This is a genomic window from Glutamicibacter sp. TV12E (assembly GCF_052441935.1).
GTDB lineage: Bacteria > Actinomycetota > Actinomycetes > Actinomycetales > Micrococcaceae > Glutamicibacter.
Genome location: NZ_JBQVVF010000001.1, coordinates 3,687,801 through 3,703,704 on the forward strand (window position 1 = coordinate 3,687,801; position 15,904 = coordinate 3,703,704).

Consider the following 15,904-nt stretch of genomic DNA (forward strand, 5'->3'; position numbering starts at 1 on the left):
GTTAGTTTCCTTCAACTCGCATAACGGATAGTACTGAATGCACCGCGTCCAAGGCCTTGAGTGCTTCGACGGTGCTGGCCAGGGCCGATTCGGTGCCCTGGTGGGTGAGGATGCGCAGCTGCGCACCGGAGTGCGCGTCGCCCTGCTGGCTCATCGACTGGATCGACACGCCATGCTCGCCAAAGACGGTGGCGATGGCCGCGAGCACCCCGGACTGGTCCTTGACCGACAGGCCGATCCAGTAGCGGGTGGTGATCGCGTCGAAATCCAGCATCCGCGGGCGCTGGTGCACCGAGCCGTTGGGCAGCGGCGCGCCGGCGGCGATCTGCCGTGCCACGGCGACCACGTCGCCCATCACGGCGCTGGCGGTGGCATTGCCGCCGGCCCCGGCGCCATAGAACATCAGGTCCCCGGCGTTTTCGGCTTCGACGAAGACCGCATTGAAGGCCCCGTGAACGGTGGCCAGCGGGTGGCCGCGGCGGATCAGCGCCGGGTAGACACGCACCGAAATGCCTGCATCGCCCTGTTCGGCGATGGCCAGCAGCTTGATCACGTAGCCGGCCTCGGCAGCGGCGGCCACGTCCTCGGCGGTGACCTCGGTGATGCCTTGGGTGGAAACCTGTTCCGAGGAGACGGTGGTGTGGAAAGCCAGCGAGGCGAGGATGGCGGCCTTGGCCGCGGCATCGTGCCCGCCCACGTCGGCGGTCGGATCGGCTTCGGCGTAGCCCAGCGCCTGGGCTTCGGCCAGCACGTCGTCAAAGGCCGCGCCGGTGGTGTCCATGGCGTCCAGGATGAAGTTGGTGGTGCCGTTGACGATGCCCATCACCTTGGTGATGTGGTCCCCGGCCAGCGAATCGGCGATTGGGCGCAGGATCGGGATGGCCCCGGCCACGGCGGCCTCGTAGCGCAGCTGGGCGCCGCTGCCTGCGGCCACCTCGTTCAGCTCGGCGCCCTTGAGGGCGATCAGCGCCTTGTTGCCGGTGATCACGCTGGCGCCCTTGGACAGGGCGGCGGCGATGTACTGCCCGGCCGGGTCCAGCCCGCCGAGCAGCTCGATGACCACATCGGCCTGTTCGATCAGTGACAGCGCATCGGTGGTGAAAAGCTCCTTGGGCAGGTCCACATCGCGCTTGGTCTCCAGGTTGCGCACCGCAATGCCGATCAGCTGCAGCCCGGCACCCGAACGGGATGCCAGTTCATTCGCGTCTTCCAGCAGGACCCGGGCCACCTGGGCTCCGACCGTGCCGCAACCCAGCAGGGCTACCTTCAGGTTCTTTTCGCCGCTCAATTAAACTCCCATGTCGCGGGCTAGCAAGTCGTCTTCGGTTTCCCTGCGCACGATCAGGCGGGCTTGGCCATCGCGTACCGCTACCACCGCGGGGCGGGTGAGGTAGTTGTAGTTGCTCGACAGGGCCCAGCAGTAGGCGCCGGTGGCCGGAACCGCGAGCAAGTCGCCAGCGGCCACGTCTTCGGGCAGGTAAACGTCCTTCACGACTATGTCACCTGACTCGCAATGTTTCCCAACTACGCGAGAAATAATTGCGTCGCTTTGCGTCATACGGCCAGCGAGCACGGCGGTGTATTGCGCGTCGTAGAGCACCGGGCGCGGGTTGTCGCTCATGCCGCCATCCACCGAAATGTAGCGGCGCGGGAACAGCTCTCCGCTGGCGTCCTCCACCTGGACGTCCTTGCGGACGCCTGCCTCGTAGAGGGTGAAGGTGGTGGGCCCGGCGATGGCGCGGCCCGGCTCGATCGAGATGCGCGGGCAGTCCAGCGCCAGTTCCTGGCAGGTCGCCGCAACGACCTCGGCCATCTGGCTGGCCAGCTTCGCAGGGGTCGAGGGGTGGTCCTCGGAGGTGTAGGCAATGCCGTAGCCGCCACCCAGATCCAGCTCGGGCAGCGCCACGCCGTGGATCTCGCGGATCTGCGCGAGCAAGCCCAGCATGGTGCGCGCGACCATGGCGAAGCCCTCGGCTTCGAAGATCTGCGAACCGATGTGGGCGTGCAGGCCCAGCAGGTTCACGTTCTTTGCTTCGATGGCACGGGCCACGGCGCGCAGCGCTGGCGAGGTGCCGGTGGCATCGGCCAGGATCGACAGGCCGAACTTCTGGTCCTCATGGGCGGTGGCGATCGCCTCATGGGTCGACGCGTGCACTCCCGGGGTTATCCGCAGCATCACTTCCGCGGTGCGGCCCAAGGAGCCGGCCAGGGTGATGACGCGTTCGAGTTCATCGAGCGAATCAATGACGATGCGCCCCACGCCCATGGTGATGGCCCGGGTGATCTCCGCGGCGGACTTGTTGTTTCCGTGCAGCGAGAGATTCGCAGCGGGAACGCTGGCGGCCTGGGCCACTGCCAATTCGCCGCCGGAGCAGGTGTCCAGGCGCAGCCCCTCATCGGTCACCCAGCGGGCCACCTCGGTGCAGACAAATGCCTTGCCGGCGTAGTAGACGTCTACTGCCCCGCACAATTCCTTGAACGCCTGGTCGAAGGCGGTCTTGAAACCGCGGGCGCGGTCGCGGAAGTCGTTCTCGTCGAGCACAAACAGCGGCGTGCCGAATTCTTCGGCGAGCGTGCTGACCGGGATGCCCTGGACGGACAGTTCGCCGCTAGCTTCGCGGGAAACCCCCGAAGCCCATTCGATCTGGCGAAGCGCGTTGATGTTTTCGGGGAATTGCAGCCATTGCGGGGCTAGCGGCGATACGGCCATCGGCTATTTACATCCTCTCTGGGGCGGAAACGCCCAGCAGTTCCAATCCATTTGCCAAGACGGTGGTGGCGGCGTCGTTCAGCCACAGGCGGGTGCTGTGCACCGGGGAGATCGCCTCGTCCTCAGCCACCGGGGTGATGCGGGTTGCGGCGTACCAGGAGTGGTAGGCGCCTGCGACCTGCTCCAGGTAGCGGGCGATGCGGTGCGGTTCGCGGAATTCAGCAGCGCCTGCAACCACCGAGGGGAACTGGCCGAGCACTGCCAGCAGCTCGTTTTCGGTTGGGTCGGTCAGCAGCGCGGCATCGAACTCGTCGCGGGTTACGCCCTTGGCGGCGGCATTGCGGGCCGCTGCGGCCGAGCGGGCGTGGGCATACTGCACGTAGAACACCGGGTTGTCGTTGGTGTTCTTCTTCAGCTGCTCCGGGTCCAGCGCGATGGGCGAATCAGCCGGGAAGCGGGCCAGCGAGTAGCGCAGCGCGTCGGCACCGATCCAGTTGATCAAATCGCGCAGCTCGATGATGTTGCCGGCGCGCTTGGAGAGCTTGGCGCCGTTGACCGAAATCAGCTGGCCGATCAGCACCTCGATGTTCTTTTCCTTGTCATCCCCCGCGCAGGCGGCAATGGCCTTGAGGCGGTTGACGTAGCCGTGGTGGTCGGCTCCGAGCAGGTAGATCTTCTCTTCGAAGCCGCGGTCCTTCTTGGACAGGTAGTAGGCGGCGTCAGCGGCGAAGTAGGTCGGCTCGCCATTGGCGCGGATCAGCACGCGATCCTTGTCATCGCCGAAGTCGGTGGTGCGCAGCCAGACGGCGCCCTCCTGGTCGAAGATGTGGCCCTGCTCGCGCAGGCGGGCTACGGCGTCGGCCACGGCCCCGCCTTCGTGCAGGGCGGTCTCGGAGAAGTACACGTCGAAGCTGACGCCGAAGTCTGCCAGGGTCGACTTGATGTCTGCCAGCTGCGCCTTGTAGGCGGCATCGCGCAGCGCGGGGATGGCTTCGGCTTCTTCCAGTTCGCCCAATTCAGGGTTCTGAGCCAAAACGATGTCGCCCAGTTCCTTGATGTATTCGCCTGGGTAGCCGCCCTCGGGAACCGGCAGGCCATGGATGCGGTTGTAGACCGAGCGGGCGAAGACGTTCATCTGGTTGCCGGCGTCGTTGATGTAGTACTCGCTGGTGACCGAGGCGCCCGAAGCGCGCAGGACGCGCGAGATCGCATCGCCCAGGGCAGCCCAGCGGGTGTGGCCGATGTGCAGCGGACCGGTTGGGTTCGCCGAAACGAACTCCATGTTGACCACGTGGCCGGCCAGTGCCTGGTTGCTGCCATAGGCTGGACCGGCGTCGACGATGGTGCGGGCCAGCTCGCCGGCAGCGCCAGCTTCGAGGGTAATGTTCAAAAAGCCGGGGCCTGCGATGTCCACGGCGCCGACTCCTGGAACCTCGGCAAGGCGTCGGGCAAGGATCTGCGCGAAGTCGCGCGGGGCCATGCCGGCCTTCTTGCCCAGCTGCAGCGCGATGTTGGTTGCCCAGTCACCGTGCTCACGGCTCTTGGGACGGTCGACACGCACGGTGTCTGGAACCTCAACGGAGATTTCACCAGCGGCGACGGCTTCGGTGAGGCATGCGGATATTGCTGCGGAGAGTTCTTCAGGAGTCACCGTTCAAGAATACCGGTAATTGCACCGCATATTCAGCATTCATGACTCCCCCGCGGCTGTGAGGCTTGACGGGTTCGGTGACTTTTGCAACACAGCACAACCTGGCTGCTCGAATTGCGCAGATCAGCACACCACCTGATAGTATTTCTTCTGTTGCCCAGCAACACGCCTCTGTAGCTCAGTGGATAGAGCGTCTGCCTCCGGAGCAGAAGGTCGAAGGTTCGATTCCTTTCAGGGGCACCAGCAAATTGCAGGTCCTGGTTCATCCGGGCCTGCAATTTTTTATTCTCGGATCGCCGTTTTCCCCATCCCCTGTCGAGCAAGAACTAGCGCTGATCGTGCGCCCGGTGCTTATCTTGGGGCATGAGCCAATCAGCTAATGCCCATCCCGGCGAACCTCATGACCTGAATTTCGCCGAACGCCTCAACTGGCTGCGTGCCGGGGTGCTCGGCGCCAACGACGGCATTGTCTCGGTGGCGGCGACCGTCGTAGGCGTAGCAGGAGTCACCAACCAGTCAGCCCCGATCTTCATTGCCGGAATGGCCGCGGTGATCGGCGGTGCCATCTCCATGGCACTGGGCGAGTATGTTTCGGTCAGCAGCCAGCGGGATTCCCAGCGCGCCCTGGTGGAGAAGGAACGCCAAGAGCTCGCCGAAGATCCTGAGGCAGAGCTCGCTGAGCTTGCCGGCATCTACCAGGCGAAGGGGCTGAGCCGGCAAACCGCGATGCAGGTGGCCACCGAACTGACCGCACACGATCCGCTGGCAGCCCATTTGTCGGCAGAGCTGAATATCGACGAAGAAGAAGAGGCCAACCCCTGGCATGCGGCCTATGCTTCCGCCGCGGCTTTCGTGGTGGGCGCGATATTGCCCATGCTTGCTATCATGCTGCCACCGGAACAGATCCGCATTCCCGTGACCTTTGCCGCGGTGCTTGTTGCCCTGGCGCTCACCGGAACGCTCGGCGCCTACATCGGTGGAAGCTCCAAACGGGTCTCAGCGCTCCGGCTGGTTATCGGTGGCGCGCTGGCCTTGGCTGCGACATTCTTCGTTGGTTCGCTGCTCGGCTCCAGCGGAATTATCTAGAGCAAACGCACTTGCCACTTCGATTGGTGGCTAGGCAGACACGGCGCATCCTTTAGCGAAGGGTATCTTCGATGGCTCGCTGTGTAGTCTGATGCCATGGCACGCATGGAATCAGCTCCGCACGATCTAATCGTCGCCGCCCACCGAGGCGTTGATGTTGCTTTTGCCGGGCTCAATTTATCTACCGAACTCCCGCCTTGGCACTTTGAATCCAAAGACTTCGATGTCGGGTTCACTTCAAGTTTTGAGTTCACGCTGCGTGCCGTGCTCAATGAAGTGACCCGTCAACTCGACGCGGACCTCTGCAGCACGAACGAAGCTTGGAAGGCTCAGCTCGAAGTGCATGGAGCAAGCATCGCCGGAAGTGCACCGCCATTGCCGAGTGATAAATTTTTCGAGCGCATCGAAGCTGAAGTGACAGACGATTTGGGCACGGAATACATGTGGGTCGGTGGTGAGAGAGCCTCGCTTGAATCGCCTTGGGAAGCCACGTGGATCTATGCCCCCGCTCCCCCGCAAGAAGCCGGGCGGTTGGTCCTGGATTTTGTCGCGGACGGCCTTGCGACCGGACATTCCTGCACCTTGGATCTGAGGTCTTAGCACTATGCGCATGGACGACTCATCGCTCACCTTTATAGGAGCGACGCGGCAGGATTCGCAATGCATTGACCATGCTGCGAGGATCTGGGCGCAAGCTGCCGCGCAACGCGATCACAGGCCCATGACCGCAGACCGCAACCAAGCGCTAGCTGGAGTTCAACGTCGCATGGCACTGCCGGAGGCCAGGCTCGTAATGGCCTCCAAAGACGGAAAACCCGCCGGATTCACGCTCTGCGCACCCCACGATGGCTATCTGGAAATTTACTACGTCGCCGTTGCGCCGGATTTCTGGGGGCAAGGCGTCGCACGCAAACTCTTAGACGAGGTGGACCGCCATGCAGCGAACGCCGGCCACTTGGAACTCCGCTTATGGGTAATTGCCGATAATTCGCGTGCGATCGAGCTGTACTTGTCCTGTGGATACCAGCACACTGGCCAGGAACTCATTAGTGAAACCTCGGGTCGAATCGAGTTCCTATTGCGAAAGAAGCTGAGCCGAGAACATGGTTATCGCAGCAAGGGCTTTGCCGACCTCGAGGGTTAGGCAAAGCCCTTGTTGCTGTTCGCTGTAATTACTGGAGCATGGTCTTGTCGTCGAGCTGCGCGCCCTTGATCTTCCCGAACTCGTCGAGCAGGTCCTTGACGGTCATCTTGGACTTCTCTTCCTGGTTCAAATCCAGAATGATCTGCCCATCGTGCATCATGATCAAGCGGGTGCCCAGGGCGAGCGCCTGTTCCATATTGTGCGTGACCATCAGGGTGGTCAGCTGGTGGCGTTCAACAATTTCCTTGGTCAAGCGCGAGACCAGCGCCGCACGCTGCGGATCCAGGGCGGCGGTGTGCTCATCAAGCAGCAGGATCTTCGGCTTGGAGAAGGTAGCCATCAGCAGGCTCAGCGCCTGGCGCTGGCCGCCGGAAAGCAGCCCCACCTTGGTCTTCAGGCGCTTTTCCAGCCCGAGTTCCAGGCTCTTGAGCTCCTCGACAAACAGTTCCCGGCGCTTGGCACCCACACCCAGGCCCAGACCGCGGAAACGTCCGCGGGCGTAGGCCAGGGCCATGTTCTCCTCGATGGACATGGTCGGGGCGGTTCCGGCCATCGGGTCCTGGAAAACGCGGCCGATGTATTTGGCGCGCTGGTAATCGGCCAGCTTGGTGACGTTCTTGCCGCCGATGGTCACCGAGCCGGCATCCGGCTGCAGTTTGCCTGCCACCATATTCAGCACCGTGGATTTGCCAGCGCCATTGGAGCCGATGACGGTGACGAATTCGCCGTCAGCCAGGTTCAGGTTGATGTTGCGCAGTGCCTTGCGCTCGTTCACGGTTCCGGGGAAGAACGTACGCGACAGGTTCTTGATTTCAAGCATTGGAGCGAACCTCTTCCTTGGATTCGGTAACGGGTTGCGGGCGCTTCGTGAAGGTCTTGATGATCTTCTGGCAGCCCTTCCACTTCGGCAGCAGCAGCGCGACCACCACGAGCACCGCGGAAATCAGCTTCATGTCGTTGACCTGCAGACCGGCCGAGAGTGCCAGCTGGATGACCAGGCGGTAGATCACCGCGCCGAAGACCACGGCGATGGCAGCGAGCCAGATGTAGCGCTGGGTGAAGATGGCCTGGCCGACGATGACCGAAGCCAGGCCGATCAGGATCAGGCCGATGCCCATGCCGATATCGGCGAAGCCCTGGTACTGGGCGATTACCGCGCCGGACAGGGCCACCAAGCCATTGGACAGCGCCAGGCCCAGGATTTTCTGGTTGTCGGTGCTCACGCCGAAGGAGCGGATCATTTCCTGGTTATCGCCGGTGGCGCGCATGGCCATGCCCAATTCGGTGTGCAGGAACCAGACGATCACCGCAACCAATGCCAGGCACACGGCGAAGAAAATCGCGACCGATGCCCAGGATCCGAGGATGCCCGAGGCTCGCATCGGGCTGATCAGGGTCTCCTCCCCGAGCAGCGGCGTATTGGCCTTGCCCATGATGCGCAGGTTGATCGAGTACAGCGCGATCATGGTCAAAATACCGGCGAGCAGGCCATCAATCTTGCCTTTGGTATGCAGCAGGCCGGTGATGACACCGGCAACCATGCCGGCGAAGAAGGCCAGCACCGTGGCCAGCCATGGGTTCATCCCATTCACGATTCCGACCGAGGCAACGGCGGCACCGGTGGTGAAGCTGCCGTCGACGGTCAGGTCGGGAAAGTCCAGGATACGGAAGGTCAGGTACACCCCGAGCGCCATGATGGCGTAAATCAGGCCGAGTTCAACCGCTGTGATCATGTGTGGATCCTTGAGTTGTAAGTTTTGCGAGTAGTCACGACGAAAGGCGAGGCATCAGGTTATGCGCCCCGCCTTGCGTCGGTAAGTTGTTGCCGGGGTTTAGTAAACCTCGACGGCTTCCTTCTTCATCTCATCGGTGAATTCAACGCCGACCTTCTTGGCGGCCTTTTCATTCAGGTAGAGATCAACCTCGGAGATGGTCTCCACTGGCAGGGTTGCCGGTTCGGCTTCGCCCTTGAGAATCTTCACGGCCATGGCGGCGGTCTGCTCGCCCAGCTTCTCGTAGTTGATTCCATAGGTTGCCGTGGCACCGCGCTTGACGGACTCGCCGTCAGCGGAGATCACTGGGACGTTGTTCTTCTCGGCGACCTGCAGCAGGCCTTCCAGAGCGGAAACCACTGCATTATCGGTTGGCACGTAGTATGCATCCACATCCAGCGAGCTGGCCGCCTGCTGGACTTCGCTCGATGCCGACACTGCCGCCTTCTCGATGGTCAGGCCCAGGGACTTGGCCGCTTCCTCAGCCATCTTCACCTGGACGGCCGAGTTGGCTTCACCCGAGGAGTAGACGATTCCGACCTTCTTGGCGTCAGGCGCCAGGTCCTTGACCAGTTGCAGCTGCTCGTCGACTGGGTTCATATCCGAGGTGCCGGTGACGTTGGCCCCAGGCGCTTCGCTGGAGGCTACCAGCTTGGCATCTACCGGGTCAGTGACGGCGGAGAAGAGCACTGGAACGTTGGTGATCGCCTGCGCTGCAGCCTGGGCTGAAGGGGTGGCAACTGCCAACACCAGGTCGATATCCGAATCGGCGGCGAGCTTGCCGGCGATCGAGGTGTTGGTTGCCTGATCGGTTTCGGCGTTGTTCATGTCGTATTCGATCTTGTCGCCGGTGTAGCCGGCTTCTTCCATGCCAGCCTTGAAACCGGTGACTACGGCGTCAAGCGAAGGGTGCGAGACGAACTGGGAAATGCCGATCTTGACAGCATCGTCGCCGCCAGCAACCGTGCCCCCGTCGCCACTGCCGCCACAAGCGGTCAAGGCCAGTGCACCAGCTGCTGCAATTGCAGCGAATTTCATGGCGGTGAAGCTCTTCATTGAAGTTCCTTTCAAAGTTCCCTTGCGAGTGAATCCCACCGATAGCGCGGATGCCCGGTTATGAAGCGCAACAGCTGCGCAGCATGCGGGAACCGTCCAGGCAACACGTCGATGATTACCCTCGATCTTACATGTGAACGACCTCACCTTGACTACGATCAAGGTTGATTCCTAGACGTTTGCATCTTGATCTGGATTCTAGTGGACACAAATTATCCGGATTGCGCCGGTATCTGGAAGTTTTGTATTTCTCGGCCTTAAGTTGTCGACAATTGCTTGGACAATCTGAAAATTTGACTCTTGGCGCGCTGCTCCCCACGGCGCATTTTTGGTGTCGACCCGGGCTTCGGCCCGGCGGCCACCACGAATGCGCGTGGCACGAATAGAATGGGAACATCATGGCGCTTAGCATTACGTATCCCGAAGCCCTCCCGGTCTCATCCCGTCGCGCAGACATCCTCAAGGCGGTGCGTGAGAACCAGGTAGTTGTCATTGCCGGCGAAACCGGTTCGGGCAAAACCACCCAGCTGCCCAAAATGCTCATCGAACTCGGCCTGGCCGAGCAGGGCATGATCGGGCACACCCAGCCCCGGCGCCTCGCCGCGCGCACCGTAGCCGAGCGTATTGCCGAGGAAATGGGCACCCAGATCGGTGACGAAGTCGGCTTCCACGTGCGCTTCACCGGCGAGGTTTCGCGCAATACCAAGCTGAAGGTCATGACCGACGGCATTCTGCTGGCCGAAATCCAGCGCGACCGCCTGCTGAAAAGATATTCGGCGATCATCATCGACGAGGCCCACGAGCGCAGCCTGAATATCGACTTCCTGCTCGGATACCTCAAGCAGATCATGCCCCGGCGCCCCGAGCTGAAGATCATCATCACTTCGGCCACCATCGACCCGGAACGATTTGCCGCGCACTTCGGGACGCCGCTGCCATCGGGCGAGATTGAACCGGCCCCGATCATCGAGGTCTCCGGGCGCACCTTCCCGGTGGAACTGCGTTACCGGCCATTGCAGGCCGAAGCCGAGCTGGACGCCGAGAACGCCGACGAGAACTCCCTGGAAGAAGAGCGCGACCCGCTCGATGCGGTCACCGACGCGGTCAAGGAGCTGTCCCGCGAAGCCCCGGGAGACATTCTGATCTTCTTCTCCGGGGAACGCGAAATCCGCGACGCCGCCGAGGCCCTGCGCGCCCTGGTCGCCTCCAATCAGCGCATGCCGCGCTACGAGGTGCTGCCGCTGTTCGCCCGGCTTTCGCTGGCCGAGCAGCACCGGGTCTTCCACCCGGGCGGCGCCCCGCGCATCATCCTGGCCACCAACGTGGCCGAAACCTCGCTGACCGTGCCGGGCATCAAGTACGTGATCGATACCGGCACCGCCCGCATCTCGCGCTACTCGCACCGCACCAAGGTGCAGCGGTTGCCGATCGAGCGTGTTTCGCAGGCCAGCGCCAACCAGCGATCGGGGCGTTGCGGCCGTGTCTCCGAGGGCATCGCGATCCGGCTGTACTCCGAGCCCGACTACCAGGCGCGCCCCGAATTCACCGACCCGGAAATCCTGCGCACCAACCTGGCCAGCGTGATCCTGCAGATGATCTCCATGGGCGTGGTCTCCTCCGCCACCGAGGTGGCCCAGTTCCCCTTTGTGCAGCCGCCCGAAGCCCGCGCCATCACCGATGGCGTGAACCTCTTGCGCGAGCTCGGCGCCCTGGAATCCAACAAGGCCGCCAAGCTCACCGATATCGGGCGCAAGCTGGCCCAGTTGCCGCTGGATGTGCGCTTGGGCCGAATGATAGTGGAGTCCGCGGATCGCGGTGTCGCCAAGGAGCTCATGGTGCTGGCCGCCGGGCTGAGCATCCAGGACCCGCGCGAACGCCCCAGCGAGGAGACCGGGCAGCGCGAACGCGCGGTTCAAATGCATAAGCGCTTCGCCGACGAGAAGTCCGACTTCATCGCGCTGCTGAACCTGTGGGCCTATCTGCAGGAACAGCAAAAGCAGCTGTCCTCCTCGGCCTTCCGCAGGTTGTGCAAGTCCGAATTCATCAACTACCTGCGCGTTCGCGAATGGCAGGATCTATTCACCCAGCTGCGCCAATTGGCCAAGCCGCTGGGCATCACCGTGGCGGCCGCACCGATCGATCCCGCGGGCAATGAGGACCAAGTCCACAAGTCGCTGCTGGCCGGGCTGCTGGGGCATATTGGCCTCTACGATGAGCGCAAGCGCGATTATCTGGGCGCGCGCGGCACCCGTTTTGCGATCTTCCCCGGATCGGGACTGTTCAAGAAGTCCCCCACCTGGGTCATGTCCGCCGAGCTGGTGGAAACTTCGCGCCTTTGGGCCCGGGTGAATGCGGCCATCGCGCCCGAATGGGTGGAAGAAGTGGCCCCTCACCTGCTCAAGCGCACGCACTCCGAACCGCATTGGTCCAAGCGCACCGGATCGGTGATGGGCTATGAGAAGGTCACGCTCTTTGGCCTGCCGATCATTCCCCGCCGCCAGTTCCACTACTGGCGCGTTGATCCGGACCTGGCGCGCGAGCTGTTCATCCGCCACGCGCTGGTCGAGGGCGATTGGCGGACCCACCACAAGTTCTTCGCCAAGAACCAGGCCCTGCTCGAAGAGGTGGAAGAGCTCGAAACCCGCATGCGCCGGCATGATTTGCGGATCAGCGACGATGACCTCTTCGCGTTCTACGACGCCCGGGTCGGCGCCCAGGTTTATTCCGAGCGGCATTTCGACCGCTGGTGGAAGAAAGCCCGGGCCACCGATCCGGCGCTGTTGGACTTTGATCCCGAAGCCCTGCTGGCCGATGGCGGGGAACTGGACGAAACACTGTTCCCGACCACCTGGCAGCTTGGTTCCATCCACCTGCCGCTGAGCTACGAATACAACCCTGCCGCCGCCGGCTCCGAGGGCGACGGCGTGTCGCTCAGCGTTCCGGTGGTGTTCTTGAACCAGCTGGATCCGGCGCGTTTCGCCTGGCTGATCCCGGGCCTGCGCCACGAGCTGATCACCGCACTGATCCGCTCCATGCCCAAGTCGATTCGCAAGAACTTCGTGCCCGCCCCGGATGTAGCGGCCAAGGCGCTTGAAATGCTCAACGCCGACTTCGATCCGTCCGCCGACGATCTGGCCGAATCCCTGGCGCTGGTATTGCGCCGGCTGCGCGGCATGGTGGTCGACCCTGCGGTCTTCGACTTCGCCACGCTGCCGCCGCACCTGCGCTTTGGCTTCACCATCACCGACGCTTCGGGCAAGGTGCTCGGCCAGGGCGATGACCTGGCCGCCCTGCAGTACAAATTCGCCGCCGCCAACCGGACCGCACTGGCCAGCGGGGTCAACTCCCCCGGTGCTGGAAATCCTGGCAAGCCCGGGAAGCCCGTGGCTGCTGCCAGCCAGCGCAAGAAGGCCCAGGCTTCGGCGGCCACCGGCGCCTGGGACCAGAAGGCCCTGGAGACCTGGCCGCAACTGGAGCCTTCGGGCCAGACCCTGGGCGATACCCTGCCGGCCAAGGTGACCACCACCGTGATGGGCCAGCAGATCACCGCCTACCCGGGGCTGATCGACAACGGCACCACCGTGGATTTGACGGTCTTCCGCAGCGAAGCCGAACGCGATGCTGCCCACCGCAGCGGCGTGATCCGATTGCTGATGCTGCGCCTGCCGCCGGCGGCAAAATTCGTGATCTCGCACCTGAACAACGCGGAGAAGCTGGTCTTCACGCAGAACCCGCACGGCTCGATCGACAAATTGATCGCCGACTGCACCATGGCCGCGGTGGATCAGCTGGTTCCACAGAAGCTGCCGATGAACCGGGCAGGCTTCGAGGCCCTCTTTGAAGCGGTGCGCGCCGAGCAGATCGATACCATCTTCACGATCACCGCGATCGTGGCCAAGGTGTTCGGCGCGTCCACCCGCATCAACAAGGATTTGACGAGCACCAAGTCCCTGGCCATGTTCGCAGCGGTCACCGATATCCGCTCGCAGCTGGAGCAGCTGATTTATCCGGGGTTCATCGCCGCCACGGGAGCGGCGAATCTGATGCGCCTGCCGCGCTATGTGGCCGGCATCGAAAAGCGCCTGGAGAAGCTGCGCGCCGGCGCGGTCACCCGCGACTCGCAGGCGCTGGTGGTGATCCAGAAGCTGGAAGACGAGTACGACAGCGCGCTGGAGAAAGTGCCACAGGGCGCACGCGTTCCGGCGATGCTGGCGCAGGTGAAGTGGATGCTGGAGGAAATGCGCATCTCGCTCTTTGCCCAGGAGCTGGGGACGGCCTATTCGGTGAGCGAAAAGCGCATCCGCAAGGCGATGAAGGACGGGCTGGCGCAGCTATAGCCTGCGGTAAAGTGTAGGGCATGTCGAGTCCCGAATCAGACGCCTATGGGGCTGCCGGCCACGCCGTCAGCCCCGCAGTGCGCTAGTCCTGCGTCCGCACCTGGTGCGGTCGTATTCAGGGGTACCCGGGTGCTGTCCGCGGTGGCAAGAAGAACTCATTCTTGTTCCAACACCTCGGAGTCCTCCATGCCTTTTGCCCTCTACTTCCTTGCCTTGGCGGTTTTCGTCATGGGCACATCCGAATTCATGCTCGCCGGCCTGCTTCCGGCGATCGCCACCGACCTGAACGTCGACGTGGCCGCCGCCGGCCTGCTGACCTCGGCCTTCGCCATCTCAATGGCCTTCGGTGCGCCCTTGATGGCAGCCCTGTCCCGCCGCTTGCCCGAACGGACGACACTCTTGTCCTGCCTGTTGCTCTTTGCCATCAGCCACGCCACCGCCGCGCTCGCCCCGGACTATGCGCTGTTGCTCACCACCCGGATCCTCGGTGCAGTGTCCAACGCAGGATTCCTGGCAGTCGCCTTGAACACTGCCACGAGGCTGGCGCCAGCTCATCTCAAGGGCCGGGCCCTGGCAATCCTGCTGGCGGGCACCAGCGCTGCGACCATCGCCGGCGTTCCCGCCGGAACGCTGCTTGGCGCTCATGTGGGCTGGCGCAGCGTCTTCTGGGTGATCGGCTCGCTTTGCCTTCCGGCAATAGTTGGAGTGTTCATGGCAGTGCCGGTCTCCCGCGCCCAGGGTGCGCCGACCGATCGAGCGCCACAACTGATCACTGAGCTGGCTGAGCTATTCACGCCGCAATTGGCGGGAACAATGCTGCTGGCGGCCTTGGTCAATGGCGGAACTTTTGCCGTCTTCACCTTTATCGCGCCGCTCGTGACCACGACTGCGGGGTTAGCCGATCCTTGGGTGCCTTTGGTTCTAGTGCTCTTTGGCCTCGGTTCTTTTGCGGGCATTACGCTCGCGGGCCGGGTTTCGGACCGACGCCCCGTGGCAGTCCTGGCGACGGGCGGCCCGCCGTTGCTGGCCGGGTGGATCGCTCTGGCGCTGCTGGCCGAACGCCCCGCCGCGCTGCTGGCCCTCGTATTTGCCCAAGGGTTTTTGTCATTCGCAGTGGGCAGCACGCTGATCGGCCGCGTTATCCATGCTGCCACTGGTGCGCCAACCATGGGCGGTTCCTACGCGACCATGGCCCTGAACGCCGGTGGCGCGCTGGGGCCGGTTCTTGGCGGAATCACGCTCAGCGCCGGTGTCGGGCTGCTTGCCCCGGTATGGGTGGCTGTATTTCTCGTGGCGCTGGCCATGCTCATCAGCCTCGTGGCACCACAATTACTTGGACCGCGTCCTCGTAGATAACGGTTCCCGGATCCTCGCTTTCCAGCTTCTGCCAGGGCATCTTGTGCGCGTCGAGCAGCCTCAGGTAGGGCTCGACGCGCTCCAGCAGATGCCACGCGCTGTCCTTGAACCACGCCACCGCACCCGGGTTGATCTGGTGATCGTAGATCTCGGGCTGCAGATCGCTCGGATTCGGATAGGCCGCGTTGTACCAGTCATTCCCGGCACACCAAATCGCCTGCTCTTCGGAACTGTATTTTCCGTCGCGGCCCAGGGCATTGGCCATGGAGAAGATCCCTGGATACACGCCACGGGCATTGGCGGTTCTCGACTGGTATCGAACAAACGCCACCGGCTTTCAGGCCCCGGGCACGTACTCGCCGTGGCCGTCGGCGACCAGCCCGTCGCGCAACTTCTGCGCATTATTGTCCATCGCCTGCGGATCCGGGTTGTCAGCCGCATTGGACAGGTCGAAATCCGCCAGCGAATTGGTCGGCCACACATGCACATGCAGGTGCGGAACCTCGAAGCCAGCGATCATCAGCCCGGCACGCTGCGCGCCGAAAACCCGCTTCTGGGTCTTCCCGATCTTCTGCGCCACCAAGGTCAGGTGCGTGAGCAGCTGCTCTGAGGCATCGGTGAACTCGTCGACCTCCTCGCGCGGCACCACCAGGGCGTGGCCATCGGAGAGCGGGCCGATGGACAGGAACGCCACGCAGGTTTCGTCCTGCCACACGAACCGGCCGGGGATCTGCCCCTGGATAATCTTGCTGAACAGCGTGCTCATGGCAGCCTTTCTTCGGGTTGCGGAAA

13 protein-coding genes and 1 tRNA gene are annotated in these 15,904 nt (G+C 63.1%); 6 read left to right on the plus strand and 8 right to left on the minus strand.

Going from position 1 to position 15,904, the window contains the following annotated elements; translation table 11 throughout:
* Position 1: 1 nt before the first annotated feature.
* Genes ACT7DV_RS17450 through argS form a run of 3 tightly spaced genes read right to left on the minus strand, consistent with a single transcriptional unit; the run spans position 2 to position 4,361 of the window.
* Positions 2–1,288: a homoserine dehydrogenase gene (locus ACT7DV_RS17450; protein WP_444664508.1), complete on the minus strand. Its 1,287-nt coding sequence runs from the start codon at positions 1,286–1,288 to the stop codon at positions 2–4.
* Positions 1,289–2,710, minus strand: coding sequence for a diaminopimelate decarboxylase (gene lysA, locus ACT7DV_RS17455; RefSeq protein WP_444664510.1), 1,422 nt, complete (start codon positions 2,708–2,710; stop codon positions 1,289–1,291).
* A 7-nt stretch (positions 2,711–2,717) separates the two neighbouring features.
* On the minus strand, positions 2,718–4,361 hold the full coding sequence (gene argS / locus ACT7DV_RS17460) for an arginine--tRNA ligase (protein ID WP_444664512.1): 1,644 nt from the start codon (positions 4,359–4,361) through the stop codon (positions 2,718–2,720).
* A gap of 167 nt (positions 4,362–4,528) precedes the next feature.
* Here argS and ACT7DV_RS17465 point away from each other — a divergent pair.
* The 4 genes from ACT7DV_RS17465 to ACT7DV_RS17480 all read left to right on the plus strand — a co-directional run bounded on the left by ACT7DV_RS17465 (position 4,529) and on the right by ACT7DV_RS17480 (position 6,591).
* A tRNA-Arg gene (locus ACT7DV_RS17465) sits at positions 4,529–4,604 on the plus strand.
* 120 nt (positions 4,605–4,724) lie between these two features.
* Complete coding sequence (locus ACT7DV_RS17470) at positions 4,725–5,447, plus strand: VIT1/CCC1 transporter family protein (protein ID WP_171919452.1); 723 nt, start codon at positions 4,725–4,727, stop codon at positions 5,445–5,447.
* Positions 5,448–5,543: 96 nt separating this feature from the next.
* Positions 5,544–6,047 carry a hypothetical protein gene (locus ACT7DV_RS17475; RefSeq protein ID WP_444664514.1) on the plus strand — a complete coding sequence of 168 codons (504 nt, stop codon included), beginning with the start codon at positions 5,544–5,546 and terminating at the stop codon, positions 6,045–6,047.
* Between the two features lie 10 nt (positions 6,048–6,057).
* The gene (locus tag ACT7DV_RS17480) at positions 6,058–6,591 is read left to right on the plus strand and encodes a GNAT family N-acetyltransferase (RefSeq protein WP_444664881.1); all 534 of its coding nucleotides are present in this window, start codon (positions 6,058–6,060) and stop codon (positions 6,589–6,591) included.
* A gap of 28 nt (positions 6,592–6,619) precedes the next feature.
* Here the strand turns inward: ACT7DV_RS17480 and ACT7DV_RS17485 are convergent, their stop codons facing one another.
* The 3 genes from ACT7DV_RS17485 to ACT7DV_RS17495 all read right to left on the minus strand — a co-directional run bounded on the left by ACT7DV_RS17485 (position 6,620) and on the right by ACT7DV_RS17495 (position 9,419).
* Positions 6,620–7,411 (minus strand): ABC transporter ATP-binding protein, encoded by a 792-nt coding sequence (locus ACT7DV_RS17485; protein ID WP_444664516.1) that lies wholly within the window; start codon positions 7,409–7,411, stop codon positions 6,620–6,622.
* Positions 7,404–8,324 (minus strand): ABC transporter permease, encoded by a 921-nt coding sequence (locus ACT7DV_RS17490; RefSeq protein ID WP_444664518.1) that lies wholly within the window; start codon positions 8,322–8,324, stop codon positions 7,404–7,406. The genes ACT7DV_RS17485 and ACT7DV_RS17490 overlap by 8 nt, the downstream gene beginning before the upstream one ends.
* A 99-nt stretch (positions 8,325–8,423) precedes the next feature.
* On the minus strand, positions 8,424–9,419 hold the full coding sequence (locus ACT7DV_RS17495; RefSeq protein WP_444664520.1) for an ABC transporter substrate-binding protein: 996 nt from the start codon (positions 9,417–9,419) through the stop codon (positions 8,424–8,426).
* 398 nt (positions 9,420–9,817) lie between these two features.
* Here ACT7DV_RS17495 and hrpA point away from each other — a divergent pair, with 398 nt between their 5' ends.
* Together hrpA and ACT7DV_RS17505 are read left to right on the plus strand one after the other, a co-directional pair.
* On the plus strand, positions 9,818–13,756 hold the full coding sequence (gene hrpA, locus ACT7DV_RS17500) for an ATP-dependent RNA helicase HrpA (RefSeq protein ID WP_444664522.1): 3,939 nt from the start codon (positions 9,818–9,820) through the stop codon (positions 13,754–13,756).
* A gap of 186 nt (positions 13,757–13,942) precedes the next feature.
* Complete coding sequence (locus ACT7DV_RS17505) at positions 13,943–15,112, plus strand: Cmx/CmrA family chloramphenicol efflux MFS transporter (protein ID WP_444664524.1); 1,170 nt, start codon at positions 13,943–13,945, stop codon at positions 15,110–15,112.
* On the opposite strand, the gene ACT7DV_RS17510 is transcribed toward ACT7DV_RS17505, so the two are convergent.
* Positions 15,066–15,443: a hypothetical protein gene (locus ACT7DV_RS17510; protein ID WP_444664526.1), complete on the minus strand. Its 378-nt coding sequence runs from the start codon at positions 15,441–15,443 to the stop codon at positions 15,066–15,068. The two genes, ACT7DV_RS17505 and ACT7DV_RS17510, sit on opposite strands and share 47 nt — an antisense overlap.
* A gap of 6 nt (positions 15,444–15,449) precedes the next feature.
* Positions 15,450–15,878 (minus strand): HIT family protein, encoded by a 429-nt coding sequence (locus tag ACT7DV_RS17515; protein WP_444664528.1) that lies wholly within the window; start codon positions 15,876–15,878, stop codon positions 15,450–15,452.
* Between the last annotated feature and the right edge of the window lie 26 nt (positions 15,879–15,904).

Bases quoted from the DNA above. Each gene is read 5' to 3' on its own strand.
- lysA (WP_444664510.1), bottom strand. From the start codon at position 2,710: ATGGCCGTATCGCCGCTAGCCCCGCAATGGCTGCAATTCCCCGAAAAC.
- ACT7DV_RS17470 (WP_171919452.1), top strand. From the start codon at position 4,725: ATGAGCCAATCAGCTAATGCCCATCCCGGCGAACCTCATGACCTGAAT.
- ACT7DV_RS17475 (WP_444664514.1), top strand. From the start codon at position 5,544: ATGGCACGCATGGAATCAGCTCCGCACGATCTAATCGTCGCCGCCCAC.
- ACT7DV_RS17480 (WP_444664881.1), top strand. From the start codon at position 6,058: ATGGACGACTCATCGCTCACCTTTATAGGAGCGACGCGGCAGGATTCG.
- ACT7DV_RS17485 (WP_444664516.1), bottom strand. From the start codon at position 7,411: ATGCTTGAAATCAAGAACCTGTCGCGTACGTTCTTCCCCGGAACCGTG.
- ACT7DV_RS17490 (WP_444664518.1), bottom strand. From the start codon at position 8,324: ATGATCACAGCGGTTGAACTCGGCCTGATTTACGCCATCATGGCGCTC.
- ACT7DV_RS17495 (WP_444664520.1), bottom strand. From the start codon at position 9,419: ATGAAGAGCTTCACCGCCATGAAATTCGCTGCAATTGCAGCAGCTGGT.
- hrpA (WP_444664522.1), top strand. From the start codon at position 9,818: ATGGCGCTTAGCATTACGTATCCCGAAGCCCTCCCGGTCTCATCCCGT.
- ACT7DV_RS17505 (WP_444664524.1), top strand. From the start codon at position 13,943: ATGCCTTTTGCCCTCTACTTCCTTGCCTTGGCGGTTTTCGTCATGGGC.
- ACT7DV_RS17515 (WP_444664528.1), bottom strand. From the start codon at position 15,878: ATGAGCACGCTGTTCAGCAAGATTATCCAGGGGCAGATCCCCGGCCGG.